General features: G+C 60.1%; 15 protein-coding genes and 1 pseudogene. 9 read left to right on the top strand and 7 right to left on the bottom strand.

The window, feature by feature from the left end:
* Nucleotides 1-18 precede the first annotated feature (18 nt).
* From EA797_RS11595 to EA797_RS11575, 5 genes are all read left to right on the top strand, one after another.
* The gene (locus EA797_RS11595; RefSeq protein WP_122165339.1) at nt 19-804 is read left to right on the top strand and encodes an ABC transporter ATP-binding protein; all 786 of its coding nucleotides are present in this window, start codon (nt 19-21) and stop codon (nt 802-804) included.
* Entirely contained in the window at nt 786-1,769 is a 984-nt protein-coding gene (locus EA797_RS11590; RefSeq protein WP_122165338.1) for an ABC transporter substrate-binding protein, read from the top strand. Before EA797_RS11595 ends, EA797_RS11590 begins: the two co-directional genes overlap by 19 nt.
* Nucleotides 1,766-2,791: a FecCD family ABC transporter permease gene (locus EA797_RS11585; protein ID WP_305127029.1), complete on the top strand. Its 1,026-nt coding sequence runs from the start codon at nt 1,766-1,768 to the stop codon at nt 2,789-2,791. Before EA797_RS11590 ends, EA797_RS11585 begins: the two co-directional genes overlap by 4 nt.
* A gap of 153 nt (nt 2,792-2,944) precedes the next feature.
* A complete protein-coding gene (locus tag EA797_RS11580) occupies nt 2,945-4,294 on the top strand; it encodes a CobW family GTP-binding protein (RefSeq protein ID WP_122165337.1) in 1,350 nt (449 codons plus the stop codon).
* The gene (locus EA797_RS11575) at nt 4,291-5,310 is read left to right on the top strand and encodes a WD40 repeat domain-containing protein (RefSeq protein ID WP_122165336.1); all 1,020 of its coding nucleotides are present in this window, start codon (nt 4,291-4,293) and stop codon (nt 5,308-5,310) included. The genes EA797_RS11580 and EA797_RS11575 overlap by 4 nt, the downstream gene beginning before the upstream one ends.
* A gap of 278 nt (nt 5,311-5,588) precedes the next feature.
* Here the strand turns inward: EA797_RS11575 and EA797_RS11570 are convergent, their stop codons facing one another.
* Complete coding sequence (locus EA797_RS11570) at nt 5,589-6,353, bottom strand: SDR family NAD(P)-dependent oxidoreductase (RefSeq protein WP_122165335.1); 765 nt, start codon at nt 6,351-6,353, stop codon at nt 5,589-5,591.
* A gap of 487 nt (nt 6,354-6,840) precedes the next feature.
* On the opposite strand from EA797_RS11570, the gene EA797_RS11565 reads away from it, so the two are divergent.
* Nucleotides 6,841-7,782 carry a helix-turn-helix domain-containing protein gene (locus tag EA797_RS11565; protein WP_122166276.1) on the top strand — a complete coding sequence of 314 codons (942 nt, stop codon included), beginning with the start codon at nt 6,841-6,843 and terminating at the stop codon, nt 7,780-7,782.
* 163 nt (nt 7,783-7,945) lie between these two features.
* A complete protein-coding gene (locus EA797_RS11560; protein WP_122165334.1) occupies nt 7,946-9,892 on the top strand; it encodes a DNA topoisomerase III in 1,947 nt (648 codons plus the stop codon).
* Between the two features lie 6 nt (nt 9,893-9,898).
* On the opposite strand, the gene EA797_RS11555 is transcribed toward EA797_RS11560, so the two are convergent.
* Both EA797_RS11555 and EA797_RS11550 read right to left on the bottom strand, forming a co-directional pair.
* The gene (locus EA797_RS11555; RefSeq protein ID WP_167468805.1) at nt 9,899-10,213 is read right to left on the bottom strand and encodes an AzlD domain-containing protein; all 315 of its coding nucleotides are present in this window, start codon (nt 10,211-10,213) and stop codon (nt 9,899-9,901) included.
* Nucleotides 10,210-10,914, bottom strand: a pseudogene (locus tag EA797_RS11550) (AzlC family ABC transporter permease). The gene EA797_RS11555 and the pseudogene EA797_RS11550 overlap by 4 nt, the downstream one beginning before the upstream one ends.
* Before the next feature lie 176 nt (nt 10,915-11,090).
* Between EA797_RS11550 and EA797_RS11545 the strand changes: the two are divergent.
* On the top strand, nt 11,091-12,041 hold the full coding sequence (locus EA797_RS11545) for a class I SAM-dependent methyltransferase (protein ID WP_122165332.1): 951 nt from the start codon (nt 11,091-11,093) through the stop codon (nt 12,039-12,041).
* Nucleotides 12,042-12,269: 228 nt separating this feature from the next.
* On the opposite strand, the gene EA797_RS11540 is transcribed toward EA797_RS11545, so the two are convergent.
* The 4 genes from EA797_RS11540 to EA797_RS11525 are packed head-to-tail and all read right to left on the bottom strand — an operon-like array spanning nt 12,270 to nt 14,565.
* Nucleotides 12,270-13,106, bottom strand: coding sequence for a CsgG/HfaB family protein (locus EA797_RS11540; protein ID WP_122165331.1), 837 nt, complete (start codon nt 13,104-13,106; stop codon nt 12,270-12,272).
* An 18-nt stretch (nt 13,107-13,124) separates the two neighbouring features.
* Nucleotides 13,125-13,538, bottom strand: coding sequence for a curli assembly protein CsgF (locus EA797_RS11535; RefSeq protein WP_122165330.1), 414 nt, complete (start codon nt 13,536-13,538; stop codon nt 13,125-13,127).
* Nucleotides 13,535-13,918 carry a curli production assembly/transport protein CsgE gene (gene csgE, locus EA797_RS11530; protein ID WP_122165329.1) on the bottom strand — a complete coding sequence of 128 codons (384 nt, stop codon included), beginning with the start codon at nt 13,916-13,918 and terminating at the stop codon, nt 13,535-13,537. The genes EA797_RS11535 and csgE overlap by 4 nt, the downstream gene beginning before the upstream one ends.
* On the bottom strand, nt 13,915-14,565 hold the full coding sequence (locus EA797_RS11525) for a helix-turn-helix transcriptional regulator (protein ID WP_122165328.1): 651 nt from the start codon (nt 14,563-14,565) through the stop codon (nt 13,915-13,917). Before EA797_RS11525 ends, csgE begins: the two co-directional genes overlap by 4 nt.
* A gap of 253 nt (nt 14,566-14,818) precedes the next feature.
* Between EA797_RS11525 and EA797_RS11520 the strand changes: the two genes are divergently transcribed.
* On the top strand, nt 14,819-15,454 hold the full coding sequence (locus EA797_RS11520; protein WP_122165327.1) for a LysE family translocator: 636 nt from the start codon (nt 14,819-14,821) through the stop codon (nt 15,452-15,454).
* Nucleotides 15,455-15,488 lie beyond the last annotated feature (34 nt).

Here is a 15,488-nt window from a genome sequence, read left to right as displayed (position 1 = left end):
TCAAAAATGGAGTCAAACATGTCGACGTTGAGCATCGAAGCGCTGTCCTGGGCCGTTAACGACGGGCGCAATGACGCTCGCTTGTTACTGCAGGACATCAATCTGCATGTTGGCGAAGGTGAATTCGTGGGCCTGATTGGGCCCAACGGTAGTGGTAAGACGAGCCTGCTGCGCTGTGCTTATCGGTCGAGTGAGCCGGCAAGCGGCAGCCTGCACCTCGACGGCCAGAACCTCTGGCGGCAGACGCCGCGGTGGAGCGCCCAACGCATCGCCGTGGTGCTGCAGGAGTTTCCTCAGGAGTTCGGCCTGCGGGTAAATGATGTGGTAGCGATGGGCCGTACACCCCACAAAGGGCTGTTCGATGGCATGAACGCCGAGGACACCGAATTGGTTGTCCATGCACTGCGGCAAGTCGGTCTCAGCTCGATGGGAGACCATTTTTTCGCCAACCTGTCCGGAGGCGAAAAGCAGCGAGTGCTATTGGCGCGTGCCTTGGTGCAACAACCTGGGCTGCTGATTCTCGATGAGCCGACCAACCACCTCGACCCCTGTTACCAGTTGGAATTGCTGCGGCATCTACGCAGCTTGGGTCTCAGTACATTGGCGAGTTTTCACGATTTGAACCTGGCTGCTGCATTCTGTGATCGTCTGTATGTGGTTTCTGCAGGGCGTCTTGTTGCAAGTGGAACCCCAGCCGAGCTTCTAACCACGGAGCTGTTGGAAAGTGTATTCGGCGTACAGGCCCTCGTTGATCAGCATCCTCTGCACGCTTACCCACGTATTACATGGATCACCCAAGCATGATTGCTCGCTGCCTTATCGGCGCCCTTGCTGCCATGCTCGCTTTGCCCCTCTTTGCCGCAAAATATCCGCTTACTGTTCGCAGCTGCGATCGCGAAGTGACCTTCGAGCGGGCTCCCCAGCGTGCAGTCAGCCACGATATCAACCTCACCAGCATGCTGATCACGCTCGGCCTTCGCGACCGAATGGCGGGTTATACCGGTATCAGTGGTTGGAAGACGCTGGACCCTGATTTCGCTGCCGAGCTGGGCGATTTACCTGAACTTGCGAGCCGGTATCCCTCTATCGAGACCCTTCTGGAGGTAGATGCTGACTTGTTTTTCGCCGGCTGGAATTATGGAATGCGCGCCGGTGGCGCCGTTACCCCCTCGACCCTTGAGCCGCTTGGAATACCGGTTTATGAGCTCAGCGAATCCTGTTCATGGGTGATGGAGCAAAAGAGCGCAAGCCTGAATGACCTGTATAACGATCTGCAGAATCTAGGACGCATCTTTTCAGTTCAAGACCGCGCTGAGACCTTGATCGACAATTTGAAACAGCGCATCGAAACCGTCCGATCGGCAGTGAAGCAGGGATCAACGACTCCTCGGGTCTTCCTTTACGACAGTGGCGAAGATCGTCCAACCACATCCGGCCAGCTGGGCATGCCGCAAGCATTGATTGAAGCCGCGGGCGGGCACAACGTGATGAGCGACGTGTCTGCCAGTTGGACGCAGGTGAATTGGGAAAGCGTGGTTGAGCGCGATCCTGAGGTCATATTGATCGTCGACTATGGGCCTCGGTCATGGCAGCAGAAGCGCGACTTCCTGCTTCAGCAACCAGCGCTCCAGGATGTTCAGGCGATCCGCGAGCGCCGCTTCATCGTCTTGAGTTATCTGGAAGTCACTCCATCGGTCATGAATGCGTCTGCGATCGAGAAGATTGCTGCCGGATTACATCCAGGGATCTTCGGTGGGCGCGTGCCTTGACCCCCATCACGCGTTCAATCTCCTATCGGTTCTGGCTTGTCGGCCTGCTGGCCGCCCTGGCGTTATCCTGCGTCACCGCCCTTGGATTCGGCCCTGCAGCAGTGCCGATCGAAAACGTGTGGGGGGTCATTGGCGCTCATCTTGGCGTGGACTTCGGTGTTGCAGGGAGCAGAAGCCAAGAACACATCGTCTGGCTCATCCGCGCACCCCGCGTATTGCTGGGCGCGCTGGTGGGAGCAGGGCTGGCCCTGGTCGGAACAGCTCTGCAGGCGGTCACTCGTAATCCCCTGGCCGACCCTCATTTGCTGGGCATAAGTTCAGGGGCGGCGCTCGGTGCCGTTCTGGTAGTTCTTTATCTCGGTGAGTTTCTAGGCGTATTCAGCTTGCCTGTTGCCGCCTTCATCGGTGCGGCTTGCAGCATGCTGCTGGTGTTGGCAATAGCGCAGCGCGGCGGACGCCTGGAGAGTGACCGACTTCTGCTGGCGGGTGTCGCGGTTTCATTCGTGATGATGGCGCTTGTCAATCTGCTGCTTTACACCGCAGACCATCATGCGGCGTCATCCGTTGTGTTCTGGATGCTCGGTGGTCTCGGCTCCGCTCGCTGGGAAGTGCTATGGCTACCGGCTATCTGCGTTCTGGGAAGCGTGTGCGCGCTATTCGTAATGGCGAGGGGGCTGAATGCCTTGGTAAGTGGGGAGCAGACGGCGATCAGCCTAGGCTTCAACTGCGAGCGACTGCGTCTGCAGGTATTCATAAGCACTTCGCTACTCACTGGCGTGCTGGTGTCGCTGTCGGGAGCGATCGGCTTTGTAGGATTGATGGTTCCGCACATGGCAAGAGCGCTAGTTGGCGCCGAGCATCGGCGGCTGGTGCCCATCAGCGCGTTGCTCGGTGCGCTGTTCCTGGTTTGGGTCGACGTCGTTGCGCGCACCATCATCGCCCCTGAAGATCTCCCAATAGGCGTCGTCACCGCAGCGCTCGGTGGGCTTGTTTTCATCCTGCTTTTGAAGCGACGTGGTTGAAAGAAGCTCGACGTTTGCTCCTTGCTGGATCATCAACCGCTTAGCCAGGCAGGGCTGGCAGTGTGGGTCAGGGCAGGGTGGCAGCTGACGAAGCATTAACGATCTGGATGCTAATGTTATATCGTAACCGAAGCTTTCTTTCGGAGACGCATCATGACATCAGTCGACAAGGTGCCCGTGACAATCCTCACGGGCTTTCTAGGCGCCGGTAAAACGACCTTGCTCAATCACATCCTGAGCAAGCAGCACGGCATGCGCATTGCGGTTATCGAGAACGAATTCGGTGAGATCGGCATCGACGACGCGTTGGTTATCAATGCCGACGAAGAAGTCTTTGAAATGAACAATGGGTGCATCTGCTGCACAGTGCGCGGCGACCTCATCCGCATCCTCGGCAACCTGATGCGCCGCCGCGACAAGTTCGACCATATTCTTGTCGAGACAACCGGCATGGCAGACCCCGGGCCGGTCGCACAAACCTTTTTCGTCGACGACGAAATACGCGAAATGCTTAGGCTGGACGGCATCGTCACGGTCGTGGATGCCCACCATGTCCTGCTGCACATCGAGCAGAGCAATGAAGTCCGCGAACAGATTGCCTTCGCTGACGTCATCCTGCTGAACAAGGCCGACCTGGTCGAGCCAGATCAGCTTGATGAACTCGAAGCGCGCATTCGCAAGATGAATGCCTTGGCGCGGATACACCGTACAATCAATGCCGATATCGACATTCCCACAGTGATGGATCTGGGCGGCTTCGATCTGGACCGGGTACTGGAACAGCGGCCAGATTTTTTGCAAAAGGAATACCCGTTCGAATGGGCTGGTGCTTGGCACTTGCCAGCCGGTGCGGTCGAACTGCGCTACGGCGAGGGTCCCGACCCCTTCATCGGCGCGATGCTGATCCCACTGAACGGCGACAGCGATGCCGACCTGGACAAGGCAATCAGCATTGCCGAGCTTGCTTTCGGCCGCGAAGGCAAGCGCGTATCAGCTGGAGCGAAATGGGTGCCGGATCGCCGAGTCGTGAATCTCAAGGTTCCAGAGACGGGCGAGAGAACCGTGACCCTGTTGATCCCAACGGATGGACTTTACGCGCTGTTTACTGAGCATGGCCCGGAGGAGTTTGGGCTGAGGCTGGAGAAAGCAGGCGCTCAACTGGTGCCGTGCAAGCATCGAGAGTTTGCCGCGGCCCACAGCCATGATGACGAGATCACATCGGTCGGCATAACACTTGAGGGCGCACTGTCGGAAGAGAAAGTGAACCGCTGGCTTGGCCCGCTGCTCGCCTCTAAGGGCCAGGACATCCTGCGTACCAAAGGCATCCTGAACATCGCCAAGGACAAAAGACGTTTCGTCTTCCAGGCGGTGCATATGCTGCTGGACGGCGGGCCGGATCGCCCCTGGCAATCCAATGAGAAACGCCAGACTGAAATCGTATTCATCGGCCGTAACCTTGACCGGGACGAGCTGACGGCGGGGCTGAAGGGTTGCCTGGTATGAATGATTCCGTACAGATACTCCGCCTGCAAAGTATTTGGCAAACCGAAGGCGAAGAACATCTGAACAGCCTGTGCTGGTCGCCGGATGACACACTGCTCGCCGCGGCCTACGCCGACGGTTCGGTAGCTGTTTTCGCCACACCCGATGGACGCCTCCTCTGGCGCCAGTGCGTTCATGGGCTTGGCACCAGCGCGCTGGCTTGGGCGCCAGATGGCGCGCTGCTCGCCAGCGGCGGGCAGCAGGGGGGTATCCGCTTATGGGATCCGCTGACGGGCCATGCCTTGCATACGCTCGATAGCGGACGTAGCTGGGTCGAGTTTCTCTGCTGGTCCGATGACGGCCTTCTCGCATCGGCCGCCGGCCGACAGATCCAGCTGTGGGATAGCCACGGTGCGCTTCGCCATGCTTTCGATCCAACGGGAAGTACCGTGACCGGACTGCAGTGGCTGCCTGACGGTACCCTCATGAGCAGCTGCTACGGAGTGGTCAACAGATGGTCTCTGGAGCGGACTGCGCCCTCTCGGTTCTTTCCATGGAAGGATTCGTTGCTGAGCCTTTCGGTCAGCCCCGATAACCGCTTCATAGCGGCAGGCTGCCAGGACAACTCTATCCACCTCTGGTACTTGCAGAGCGGTGAAGATTTCCAGATGAGTGGCTATCCCACCAAGGTAAAACACCTGAGCTGGAGCGCCAGTGGCCGATTCTTCGCAACCGGCGGCGGTCAGGACCTGATCATTTGGGACTGTTCCGGAAAGGGGCCGCAAAATAAAGAGCCGGCGGTACTGCCCGTGCACTCCAAAGCCATCAGCTCGGTGCGTTTCAGTCACGCGGGCAGCCGGGTCGCAAGCGCTGGTGAAGACGGGCTCGTGTATCTGTTCGATCTCGATCAAGGCGCTCCCCTGGCAGGGTTACTCGATGATTCCGGGGTAACCACGATGGCTTGGAGTCACGACGACAAGGTGCTTGCCATTGGCTACAGCTCGGGTCGTATCCGGATTTGCCCAATTCCGCTTTAGGCCCGGGCGGTCAATCTCGCGACGAGACCGGGATTACGCATCATGCGGTACGTCCCGGTTTAGATCCGTCGACGTCGGCAAGCGTAGCCGGCGGCTGTTATCGAGGGACAAAATGACGATGAGCTTTAACGGCCAGAGCGGTAATAGCCGCTCGAACCACCAGCCTTCGATGATCATCAGCTCAGGGACTCTATCGTCGCGTTCTGCAACCCGACACCGGCCAGCATTGCGCCGGTAAGAAAAGCGGCTGGTTGCTGGCCAGAATACATACGGTGCCATCACCCTGCGGTAACGGTCATGCCGCCGTCAGCCATGACTACCGATCCCACCATGAAGCTCGCACGGTCCGAGGCAAGGAACGCGACGATCTCGGCAATTTCTTGCGGCTGTGCGGCACGGCCTATGGGTGCGGCTTCGCCATGCTTGGCGAGAAAGCCCGGGCCGTCCTCGACCACGTCATCTAGGATGTTTGTGACCACGTCGCCGACACCGATGGCGTTGACGCGGATGCCGTGCTCGATAGCTTCGAGCGCCAGTGTTCGGGTCAGCTGAGCCAGCGCGCCCTTGGAAGCGGTGTAGGCCGCAATGGTCGGAAAGGCGAAGTAGGACGCATAGGACGCGATATTAACGATGGTCCCGGACTTGTTGGGCATCATTGCTTTGACCGCCTCGCGGCAATGCAGGAAGGCGGCGGTGGCGTTGACCGCCTGGATACGTTCCCAATCTTCGCGGGTCATGTCGACGACCAGCTTGTTGATGATGATCCCGGCGTTGTTGACCAGAATATCCAGCCGGCCGAACCGCTCGACGGCTAGGCTGACTGCCTGCTCGGCGGCGCCGTCTTCGCTGATGTCGGCTATCAGTGGGACCAGGCCGGGGCGTGCAAGATCTTCCACGCCGGGGTTCAGGTCTTCGGCAACGACCATGGCGCCACGTGCATGCAGCAACAGCGCAATCGCCTTGCCGATGCCACTCGCGGCGCCGGTTACCAGCGCGACTTTGCCTTCGACTTCATGGGGAATGTTGGGCGTGATATCAGTCATGGTGCTCTCCTGCGTTGCGAGCCGAAGAGACATTCGCCGGCTCTGCGCCCGTAAGGCGCTGTCGTTATCGACGGGTCTACTGTCGCGCAACGGGCAGAGTCCGGCTTTCGCAGGCTTGCCGAGACTGTCGGGATCTTGCGCCGGCGTGCAGTGCACCGGCCAATCGGCGCAGCACGCCTTGAAGGCCAGCGCACACGAGATTTATCTGGCAGCGGGGCGGTCGGTTTGTCAGTACGGCGCAGAACGCTCTTTAGGGCCTGTACTTCGGGACGGCAGCCATCCGTTGGAGGCTGGCGTCGACGTCAGGCAAAGCCCGAGCAAACCGAGCGGCCGTAACGATGAAAATGAGCAGGCGCTGTTCGCGACCCCGATATGGCAAGTGCACGCTGCTGTGCGAATAGCCGCACCCAGCTCCGGCTGGTCTTGCTCAAAGCCTTGCACGCTGCGTTAACCTGTAGGCACCAGTGCTCGTCAAAGGGCTATGTTCATGGAGCATTCTGTGCGCCAAGCGGATCCTCAAAACCAACCAGCAAGCGATGCTCGGCGCATCACGGCCGAATCGATGCTGCATTACCTGCCGGGTACGCTGGCTGTGCCGCTGCACTCGAAGATGCAAGACCTGGTAGTGCTGCGATTCAGTCATCGCAGCATCGTTGAGCCGGTTCTGGTGCCTGCGGTCGTTGAGCCGCTTCTCGTATGGGTGCTGTCGGGTGAGGCCCGCGTGGAAGAGCGTGACCTTGGTGGGGACTGGCAAGCGTCCAGCGTCAAAGCCGGTGACTTCTTTCTCACCAACACCGCCGAGCCGTACGAGATGCGCTGGCATACGCAAGGCAGCGACACCTTCGATGTGATGCACCTGTATCTGGGCCTGCCGCTGATCGACCAGGCAGCGCGCGACGTATTGGGCGCTCACGCAGCTCCGGTGACCTTTCTCGATATTTCCGGCGCCCAGGACGAACGGCTCAGCGGCATCCTGGAGCAGCTGCGCCAAGAGCTCATCGACGAACGTCGGCCCAGCCGTTTGTTCACTCACAATCTGGCCCAGGCGCTGGCTGTGCATCTGGTGCGGCGATACATCGACCCGCATTGCAGCGCTCAGCGCAGGAATGCTTTGCAGGCATACAAGCTACGCCGCGTTATCGACGCGATGAACGCAAGCCTGGCCGATGACTTCAGTCTCGCGAATCTTGCGCAGGTTGCGCAGCTGAGCGAGTACCACTTCAGCCGGATGTTCAAGCGCGCCACCGGGCTGTCGCCGTCGCATTACTTCATCCGCTTGCGCATGAGCCGCGCCCGTCATCTGCTGTTGGAGACTGACCGCAGCATCATCGACGTCGGGCTGGAGGTGGGTTACTCGAGCCCCAGCCATTTCTCGCAGGTGTTCCGCCGCGAGGTCGGGGTCACGCCCAGCAGCTACCGCCAGACGTGACAACTCCTGCAGGTTCTGTGGTTTCACGGGCTCGCTAGCATCACGTGCATTCGCAACGATGCCAATGCTGTCATTTATCTGTATATCCATACAGATAAAGCTTGCCTGACCTGCAGCCGCTGCCCATGCTATGGGCCATTGCAAATGACCCAGTGACAACGTGATGCGGCTGTTCCTCTGCGAAAAACCATCTCAAGCCAAAGATATCGCACAGGTGCTCGGGGCTACCCGACGCGGCGATGGTTGCTGGCTCGGTGCCGGCGTCACCGTTACCTGGTGCATCGGCCATCTGCTGGAAACCGCACCGCCCGACAGTTATGACGCGCGCTACAAGCGCTGGGTGCTGGCCGATCTGCCGATCGTGCCCGAGCGTTGGAAGATGCTGGTCAAGCCGAAGACCGCCAGTCAGTACAAGGCCGTGAAGCGGCTGCTGGGCGAAGCCAGCGAACTGGTTATCGCCACCGACGCAGATCGCGAAGGGGAGATGATCGCTCGGGAGCTGGTGGAGCATTGCCGTTATCGCGGGCCCATTCAGCGCCTGTGGCTTTCGGCGTTGGACGATGCTTCCATTCGTAAGGCGCTCGCCGGGCTGCGCTCCGGGACCGAGACCTTCAACCTCTATCAGTCGGCGCTGGGTCGCTCGCGCGCTGATTGGCTGATCGGCATGAACATGAGCCGACTGTTCACGCTGCTCGGGCGCCAGTCCGGCTATCAGGGTGTGCTGCCGGTAGGGCGGGTGCAGACCCCGACACTGCGGCTGGTGGTCGACCGTGATCGAAGCATCGCCGACTTCGTGCCACTGCCGTTCTGGACCATCGAGGTGCAGCTGCTCGGCGACGATCCAGTGCCTTTCACCGCCCATTGGCGGGCGGCTGATGAGCACTGTGACGACCAGGGGCGCTGCCTCGATCAATGTCTCGCGCTGGAGGCCTCCGATGCCATGCGCGCGGAGGGTAGCGCGCATCTGATAACGCTCAAGACTGAACGCGTGCGCGAGGCGCCGCCGCTGCCGTTCGATCTCGGCACTCTGCAGGAGGTGTGCTCGAAGAAGCTCGGGCTTGGCGCTCAGGAAACCCTTGACATCGCACAATCGCTATACGAGACACACAAACTGATCACCTATCCGCGAAGCGATTGCGGTTATCTGCCGGTGAGTCAGCACAGCGAGGCGCCAGCGATCCTGACGGCCTTGACCCGGGCCGATGCCGGCTTGGTCGAACTCAAGGCGTACTTGCAGCCCAGTCGCAAGTCGCGGGCCTGGAACGACGCCAAAGTCGGTGCTCACCACGGCATCATTCCCACGGCTGCGGCACATGCGTTGGAGCGACTGACAGGCAAGCCGCGTGCGGTCTACACGCTGATTCGCGCGCGTTATCTGGCGCAATTCCTGCCCAATCATGAATACGATCGCACCCAGGCGGATTTCGATTGTGCCGGCCAGGCATTACGAGCGGTAGGCAAACAGGTTGGCGAGCCGGGTTGGAAACGCGCCATGCCCGAAGCGCTTGCCGCAAGTCGTGGTCGAGAACAGGCTCCACCCCAGAGGTTGCCAGCGCTGCGTCAGGGGCAGCTGTGCCCGATCTTCGATATGCAGCTCAAGGACCTCTGGACCCAGCCGCCCAAGCCCTTCACCGAAGGCGATCTGATCAAGGCAATGAAGAACGTCGCCAAGCTGGTAGAAGACCCGAAGTTGAAGCAAAAACTCAAGGACACCACAGGCATCGGCACCGAGGCGACCCGCGCCGGGATCATTCAGGGGCTGCTCGATCGCGGCTACCTGACCAAGCAGGGCAAGGCACTGGCGGCCACACCTGCGGCGTTCAGCCTGATCGATGCCGTGCCTCGCGCCATCGCCGATCCCGGAACTACGGCGATCTGGGAGCAGGCGCTGGATATGGTGCAAAGCGGCGAGATGAGCCTGGACGAATTCGTCACCAAGCAATCAGCCTGGATGAGCAAGCAGGTGGAACGCTGTAAAGGCGTTCGCCTGACCATCACCGGGCCTGCCGCCTCTGCAACCCGTGGTGCGCCGTGGAAGAAGCGAAAGTCCGCTGGCCGCAAGGCGTCGGCGAAGGGGCGGCGGGCTGCGAAGTCACCCGGTTCGGCGTGATAGTGGCTAGCCGGCGAGCCAGGATTGCAAGAGGTAGTAGCAAGCGCTACCCAGTACAGCCGTCGTGATCAGGCCCAGCCTTGTCGTGACGGCGATGCCCGCCACCAGCACCAGCGCAACCGTGGCAGCCAGCGGCGCCTTTGTGGCTTCACTGTAGAGAATGTACACCGCGAAGTTGATGAATACGGCGGTGGGCAGCACCCGCTCCAGGATGCGTCGGGTCGAGTCATCCAGATTGAGCGTGACGAACACCGGAAGGATGCGCACCAGGAAACTCGTGGCACACAACGCCGCAATCGCCAGCAGCACGGGCGTACTCATGTCCATGCCCGCGAAAGCATGAAGGTTGCGATCAGCACGCTGGGTATCCAGAAATACACGGGGCCGAGCAGTATGATCAGCAGAACGGCGACCACACTGCAGAGCAGGGCGGTGAGCAACAATCGCATATGTGCTGCGCCGAATCGCGGCAGGCGGGCGCGCAACTGGCTCACCGACAGATACATCAGCACCACACTTGCCGGAAAGCCCAGATTGAGATCGGCCGCAAGCCAGTTGGCTGGAATCATGCCGCCAAGCAGGGCGCCAACCACTCCGGCAACGACCCAGGTGATGAACAGGCTGCCGCGGATGATCGCCAGCGATTCCCAAGTGTCCCCGTCAGTTTCCGTGGCGTAGGCTTCGTCGCCCAGCATATGCGCAAGCAGCGCTCGCGGTGCCGGCCGGCGAGGCAGTCGCGAAGCGGAAACGTAGGCGATGGGCAGGTAACGGCTATTGATCGAGGCGGTGAGCAGCAGCATGGTCAGCAATCCTGCACCCTAATCAGCCAGCGGCAGTACGGCAAACTGACCGCTGCCGGTAAACCCCAGTAAACCTATGAGCGCGACTTCGACAGGTGTCCAATCCGAACGGCCTGCCAGCACCCCGAACAACATGCTCACGGGAATGATGGCCAGCGCCGCGGGGGCAGCGCACCTTAGTGCCTCGAGCGGGCGGGATTCGGCTGCTTCCAAAATTTCCATCCTTGATAGCTAGCGTGACGGTGCTAAACGCGGCCGAGTGGGGCAGTCTAATCCGGTCAAATTAGAGTTGTCCCGCGTGTCCGCTGCGGTTGAGCTGCCGCCGCCCCTCAGCGGCTCCCTGCAAGCATGATCGTTCAGGTTTAGAATGCCGGCCTTTCTCAGTATGACGTGACTCCATGCAACCGGATGCCCTCGCGACGCTGCACTCACACCTCAATCAAGCCTTGATGGATGTGCCCGATGAAACCCGCCGCCTGTTCCATGGCCGTGGTCGCTGCTGGGCGGGACTGGAGCACGTCACCGTGGACTGGCTGCAGGGCATCGTACTTGTTTCGCTGTTCCGCGAGCCGGCGGCGGACGAGCTCGATGGGTTGACCCGGATGCTGTCATCGCTGACCAGTGAGCAAGCCTGGACGGCAAGTGGGGCTCACAGCCTGCTACTGCAGCATCGCTACCTGCCCGATAGCCGCATGCAACAGCTGCTGGGCGAGCCGATCGAAGAGTGGGTAATCAGCGAAAACGGCCTGCGTTTCAAGCTCGACCTGGGCATCAAGCAGAACAACGGCTTGTTTCTGGACATGCGCTACGGCAGGCAGTGGGTTCAGCAGAACGCCAGAGGCAAGCGGGTGCTGAACCTGTTCGCCTATACCTGCGGCTTTTCAGTGGCGGCCATCGCGGGCGGTGCGGAACATGTGGTGAATCTGGATATGGCTCGCGCTGCGTTGAGTCGAGGCCGCGACAATCACCGGTTGAATGACCAGGATCTGGATCGTGTGAGCTTTCTCGGTCACGAGCTGTTCAAGTCCTGGGGCAAGGTCAAGAAGACCGGCCCATACGATCTGGTGATCATCGATCCGCCATCATTTCAAAAGGGCAGCTTCGCGCTTGGCCGTGATTATCAGAAAATACTCAGGCGGCTGCCGGAGCTGCTCAGCGAGACTGGTGTTGTGCTCGCCTGCATCAATGACCCGGACACCGGCCCTGGCTTTCTTATCGAAGGGATGCTTGCCGCAGCGCCGGAGTTGGTGTTTCAGGAGCGCCTCGAAAACCCGCCCGAGTTTCCTGACGTCAGCCCTGACAGTGGATTGAAAGCGCTGGTGTTCCGTAGAGGCTCGTCCGCGGGCTGAGCGGGCAAAGCCAGGTCTCTGGCGGGTAGACGTCAGCACCGCGCGCCATGGGCGCTGAAGCTAGCCGATAAAGCACGGCATCTTGAGTCTGACAGGCAGCCCGCTGCCAGACGATGCGGCGGCGTGCATTTCCGGCAGGGCTTTCAGATAAGCTGCATTGAACTGCGGTGGGTCATCCTGACCCAACCGCGTTTCGGCACACCCGGCATATGGGAACCGGTTCGTTCTTTATAGCTTGGTGCGGGTAGTGAGGTATTTCGCGAGTTCGGCCTGGGCGGCAGGGGTGTTTTCCGCGGTCTGCCAGAGCCGACGGTCGACGCCTTGTGCGATCAGGTGTGCAACCGCTGCCTCGATTGCCGACAGCACGCAGAGCTGGGCCGGTTCGTTGGTGGTGTACCCGGCTTCCGCTTCCAGCAGCTCCTTGAACTCGATGAACTTGTAGACGTTGGCGCTGCGACCGATGGAATAGATGGTCTTGGTGGTCATCACGTTGGACAGCACCTGACCGCTGCGCACGTCGATGGCGCGCAGGTTGACCGTAACCTGGTCGACCCGATACTCCTGCGAAACGCCGATACCAAGATACCGTGCGCCTTGGCCGCCGCTGCGGACGTTGGTTTCGTAGGCGACGATGGCGCCTTCCATGATGATGTTGGCGGCCAGCAGCGAAGGCAGCTCGGATTGGATGTTCGGCGCTACGTCCGGCTTGGCCTGGGATGCGCGAATAATCTTGCGCTCGGTGAGCACGTTCTGCAGGCCTTCACGCTCGAGCACGATGAACCAGCCGCTAGCCTGCATCGCGTCGACCAGCATGCTGGCCGCACCCTGAGTTACGGCGGTGGAAAAGGAGCTGGCCGGGCTTGGTTTGTATTGTCCGGTCTGGTCGCGGAAACCGTAGACGGCAGCTACCAGCGGGCCGCGGGGGCGGGGCAGATCAAGCAGGTCCTGGTAGGTCGAGGTGCGCGGTGTGAGGGTGGGTGTCTCCTGGTCTGCCGACATCGGCTCGCGTACCGCGCAGCCCTGTAGAACGACCATCATCCCGATGGTTACCAATAGGCTTCTCATGGCCGTTACGCTCCCTGATTAATTCTGACCGATGATGATTTCGGATATTTCGCCGGTCAGCCGGTCGGTGATGTTGACCACAAGGTTGCCGAGATCGTCGTTGATAACCCTGACGATGAAATCATCTGTGGTAACCGAGCCGGTCTTGCCATTCCTTGCGTCCACGAGCAGATCGGATAGCAGCCGAGATTCGAGCTGATTGGTGAACCGATCGAGCGTCGAGGTGCCGCCAAGCGACGCGCGATCGATGGCGTTCGGGTCTTTGGTATCGTTCTGAGCCTGGGCGTTACCTAGCAGCCACGCGCCATTCAAGGGGCTACCGCCGAACGAGGGATTGACTGGTGTATAGACCAGCTCAGTCGCACCGAGACCGGAGCTGAGCAGCAATCCGGCCAGGAAGACGCCGGTGGTTTTTTGTTGTGGCCGGTTCATAACTCATCCTTCGCAAGGTCAATGGTGTCTTTGAATAGTGCTTCGACTTTCCTACGGTTTATCTCTTGCAACACGAAATCCGCCGCCTCGTAGGCAGTCAGTTCCATGTCGCTGACGTTAGGCTGGAGAAAGCGACGGTAGAGCGGCTGATTGTCCTGCTCGACCCAGACCTGAATTCCCCAGCGCGCCGAGGGGCGTTCCTTGACCGCCAGGTTGAAGTCCAGCGAGCTTGTGTCATTCATGCGTTCGCAGAACTTGCGATAGAACTCTTGTCCGGAGCGCGAAACCGTTGCGTTGGTAATGAAGCCCTGAAGCTCGGCCTCATCGGCATGGGCCTGATTGCTTAGTAGCAGCACTAGCATCAGCACCGCAGCTCTCATATACCGACCTCACCAACATGTCCCAGCACCAGCGAGGCACCCTGCGCTCGGTTGGAAGCGCCCAGTTTCCCCAGCGCGTTGTGAATATGGCTCTTGATGGTGTGGGTGCTCAGATGCAGTCGCTCGGCAATTTCAGCGTTGGAGAGCCCTTTGCCGGCCAGCACGAGAATCTGTTTCTCACGCACTGACAAATCATCGATAGCCTGAGAGGCATGGGTAAGTTGTCTATAGCGACCGAGCAGTTTTTCCATCAGTGCTCGGGGGAGCCAGTCACCGCCTTCAAGGAGGGTGCCAATGCCACGGCTGAGGTTGGTCCGGTTGGTGTTTGCGTAGAACACGCCCTTTATCCACGGGTGCTGTTCAAGGATCCGGCGTGCCTGGTCGACTTGCACGTTGATCAGGGCTGTCGGGATGCTGCGCAACTGGCGTAGCAGCCGCAGGCATTCAGCGTCCGCAAAGCTGCCGACATCGACCAGCGCAAGGTCGGCGTCGTTCTGTCCTGTGCGAAGGGTGTTACTACGGATCAGGCGCAGCTGCGGAAGTCCCATAAGAAATTGGTGCAAAGAGCTGTCCAGCGGCTCGCTATTTGACAGCAGAATAAGACGCGTAGAAGCGGCGACGAGCGCCACAGAGGCTTCATCGGTCATGTGCATATCCTTTGCTAGTGACTTGTTTTATGTAGGCGCTCAGGCCGAGCTGCACGCAGTACCTCGCCTGGTCTGGCGCTTTGACATTATTGGACAGAAAGTAGTTCAGCCGAGTGACAATAAAAAGTCGATAGTGTGATGCAGTGGCAGTTTCCCGACGAAATGCACTGGTTGGACGGCGGAGTGCAGGTGGCGAAGGCGCGTTGACTAACCTAGATTCAATGTCCTCTTGCGAGTCTCCCGAGTGCAGACCATGTCTGATCCGGCTTTCTGGTTGGTGTTCTTCTCTGCTGCCTTGGCCTTGAATCTTTCGCCAGGACCGGACCTGCTGTTCATCCTTTCGCGCACGTTGTCAGGCGGGCGGCGGATCGGCATCGCATCTGCCTGTGGTGTCTGTAGCGGCGCGCTGGTTCATGTGGCAGCTGCCGCCCTGGGCATATCGGCAATTCTCGCGACGTCCGCACTGGCCTTCGCTGTGGTCAAGTACGTGGGCGCCGCTTACCTGCTGTATCTCGGGATTCAGGCGTTGCGCTCGGCAGGGGCGGGTGCGGCGCTGGATCTTCGCGCCGCACCCCGTGTTAGTGCTTGGCGGGCCTATCGGCAAGGCATCCTGGTGGACATCCTCAACCCCAAGGCGGCGATCTTTTTCATGGCGTTCCTGCCCCAGTTCATACGTCCGGATCAGGGGGCGGTTGCGGTCCAGCTGTTGTTTTTGGGTGCGCTCGTGGTGCTGGTGGCGATCATCGTCGAATGCGCCATGGTATTGCTGGCAGCGCGGGCAAGCTCGGCGCTGCGTGGAAATCTGCGGCTGAATCAGTGGCTGAATCGCTTCCTCGGCTCTGTGCTGATCGGTCTCGGGATCCGCCTGGGGTTCGCCGAACGCGCGTAACCTGGGGAACGTCGGTGCTGATCTCGGTCTGAAT

The sequence above is a fragment of the Stutzerimonas zhaodongensis genome (genome assembly GCF_003696365.1).
Classification (GTDB): domain Bacteria; phylum Pseudomonadota; class Gammaproteobacteria; order Pseudomonadales; family Pseudomonadaceae; genus Stutzerimonas; species Stutzerimonas zhaodongensis.
This window is presented reverse-complemented; position numbering and strand designations above follow the sequence as displayed.

What these genes read in the sequence shown, in the direction of transcription:
- EA797_RS11565 (WP_122166276.1), top strand. Translation starts at nt 6,841, where the DNA reads ATGGAGCATTCTGTGCGCCAAGCGGATCCTCAAAACCAACCAGCAAGC.
- EA797_RS11555 (WP_167468805.1), bottom strand. Translation starts at nt 10,213, where the DNA reads ATGAGTACGCCCGTGCTGCTGGCGATTGCGGCGTTGTGTGCCACGAGT.
- csgE (WP_122165329.1), bottom strand. Translation starts at nt 13,918, where the DNA reads ATGAGAGCTGCGGTGCTGATGCTAGTGCTGCTACTAAGCAATCAGGCC.
- EA797_RS11560 (WP_122165334.1), top strand. Translation starts at nt 7,946, where the DNA reads ATGCGGCTGTTCCTCTGCGAAAAACCATCTCAAGCCAAAGATATCGCA.
- EA797_RS11595 (WP_122165339.1), top strand. Translation starts at nt 19, where the DNA reads ATGTCGACGTTGAGCATCGAAGCGCTGTCCTGGGCCGTTAACGACGGG.
- EA797_RS11590 (WP_122165338.1), top strand. Translation starts at nt 786, where the DNA reads ATGGATCACCCAAGCATGATTGCTCGCTGCCTTATCGGCGCCCTTGCT.
- EA797_RS11540 (WP_122165331.1), bottom strand. Translation starts at nt 13,106, where the DNA reads ATGAGAAGCCTATTGGTAACCATCGGGATGATGGTCGTTCTACAGGGC.
- EA797_RS11535 (WP_122165330.1), bottom strand. Translation starts at nt 13,538, where the DNA reads ATGAACCGGCCACAACAAAAAACCACCGGCGTCTTCCTGGCCGGATTG.
- EA797_RS11520 (WP_122165327.1), top strand. Translation starts at nt 14,819, where the DNA reads ATGTCTGATCCGGCTTTCTGGTTGGTGTTCTTCTCTGCTGCCTTGGCC.
- EA797_RS11575 (WP_122165336.1), top strand. Translation starts at nt 4,291, where the DNA reads ATGAATGATTCCGTACAGATACTCCGCCTGCAAAGTATTTGGCAAACC.
- EA797_RS11580 (WP_122165337.1), top strand. Translation starts at nt 2,945, where the DNA reads ATGACATCAGTCGACAAGGTGCCCGTGACAATCCTCACGGGCTTTCTA.
- EA797_RS11570 (WP_122165335.1), bottom strand. Translation starts at nt 6,353, where the DNA reads ATGACTGATATCACGCCCAACATTCCCCATGAAGTCGAAGGCAAAGTC.
- EA797_RS11545 (WP_122165332.1), top strand. Translation starts at nt 11,091, where the DNA reads ATGCAACCGGATGCCCTCGCGACGCTGCACTCACACCTCAATCAAGCC.
- EA797_RS11525 (WP_122165328.1), bottom strand. Translation starts at nt 14,565, where the DNA reads ATGACCGATGAAGCCTCTGTGGCGCTCGTCGCCGCTTCTACGCGTCTT.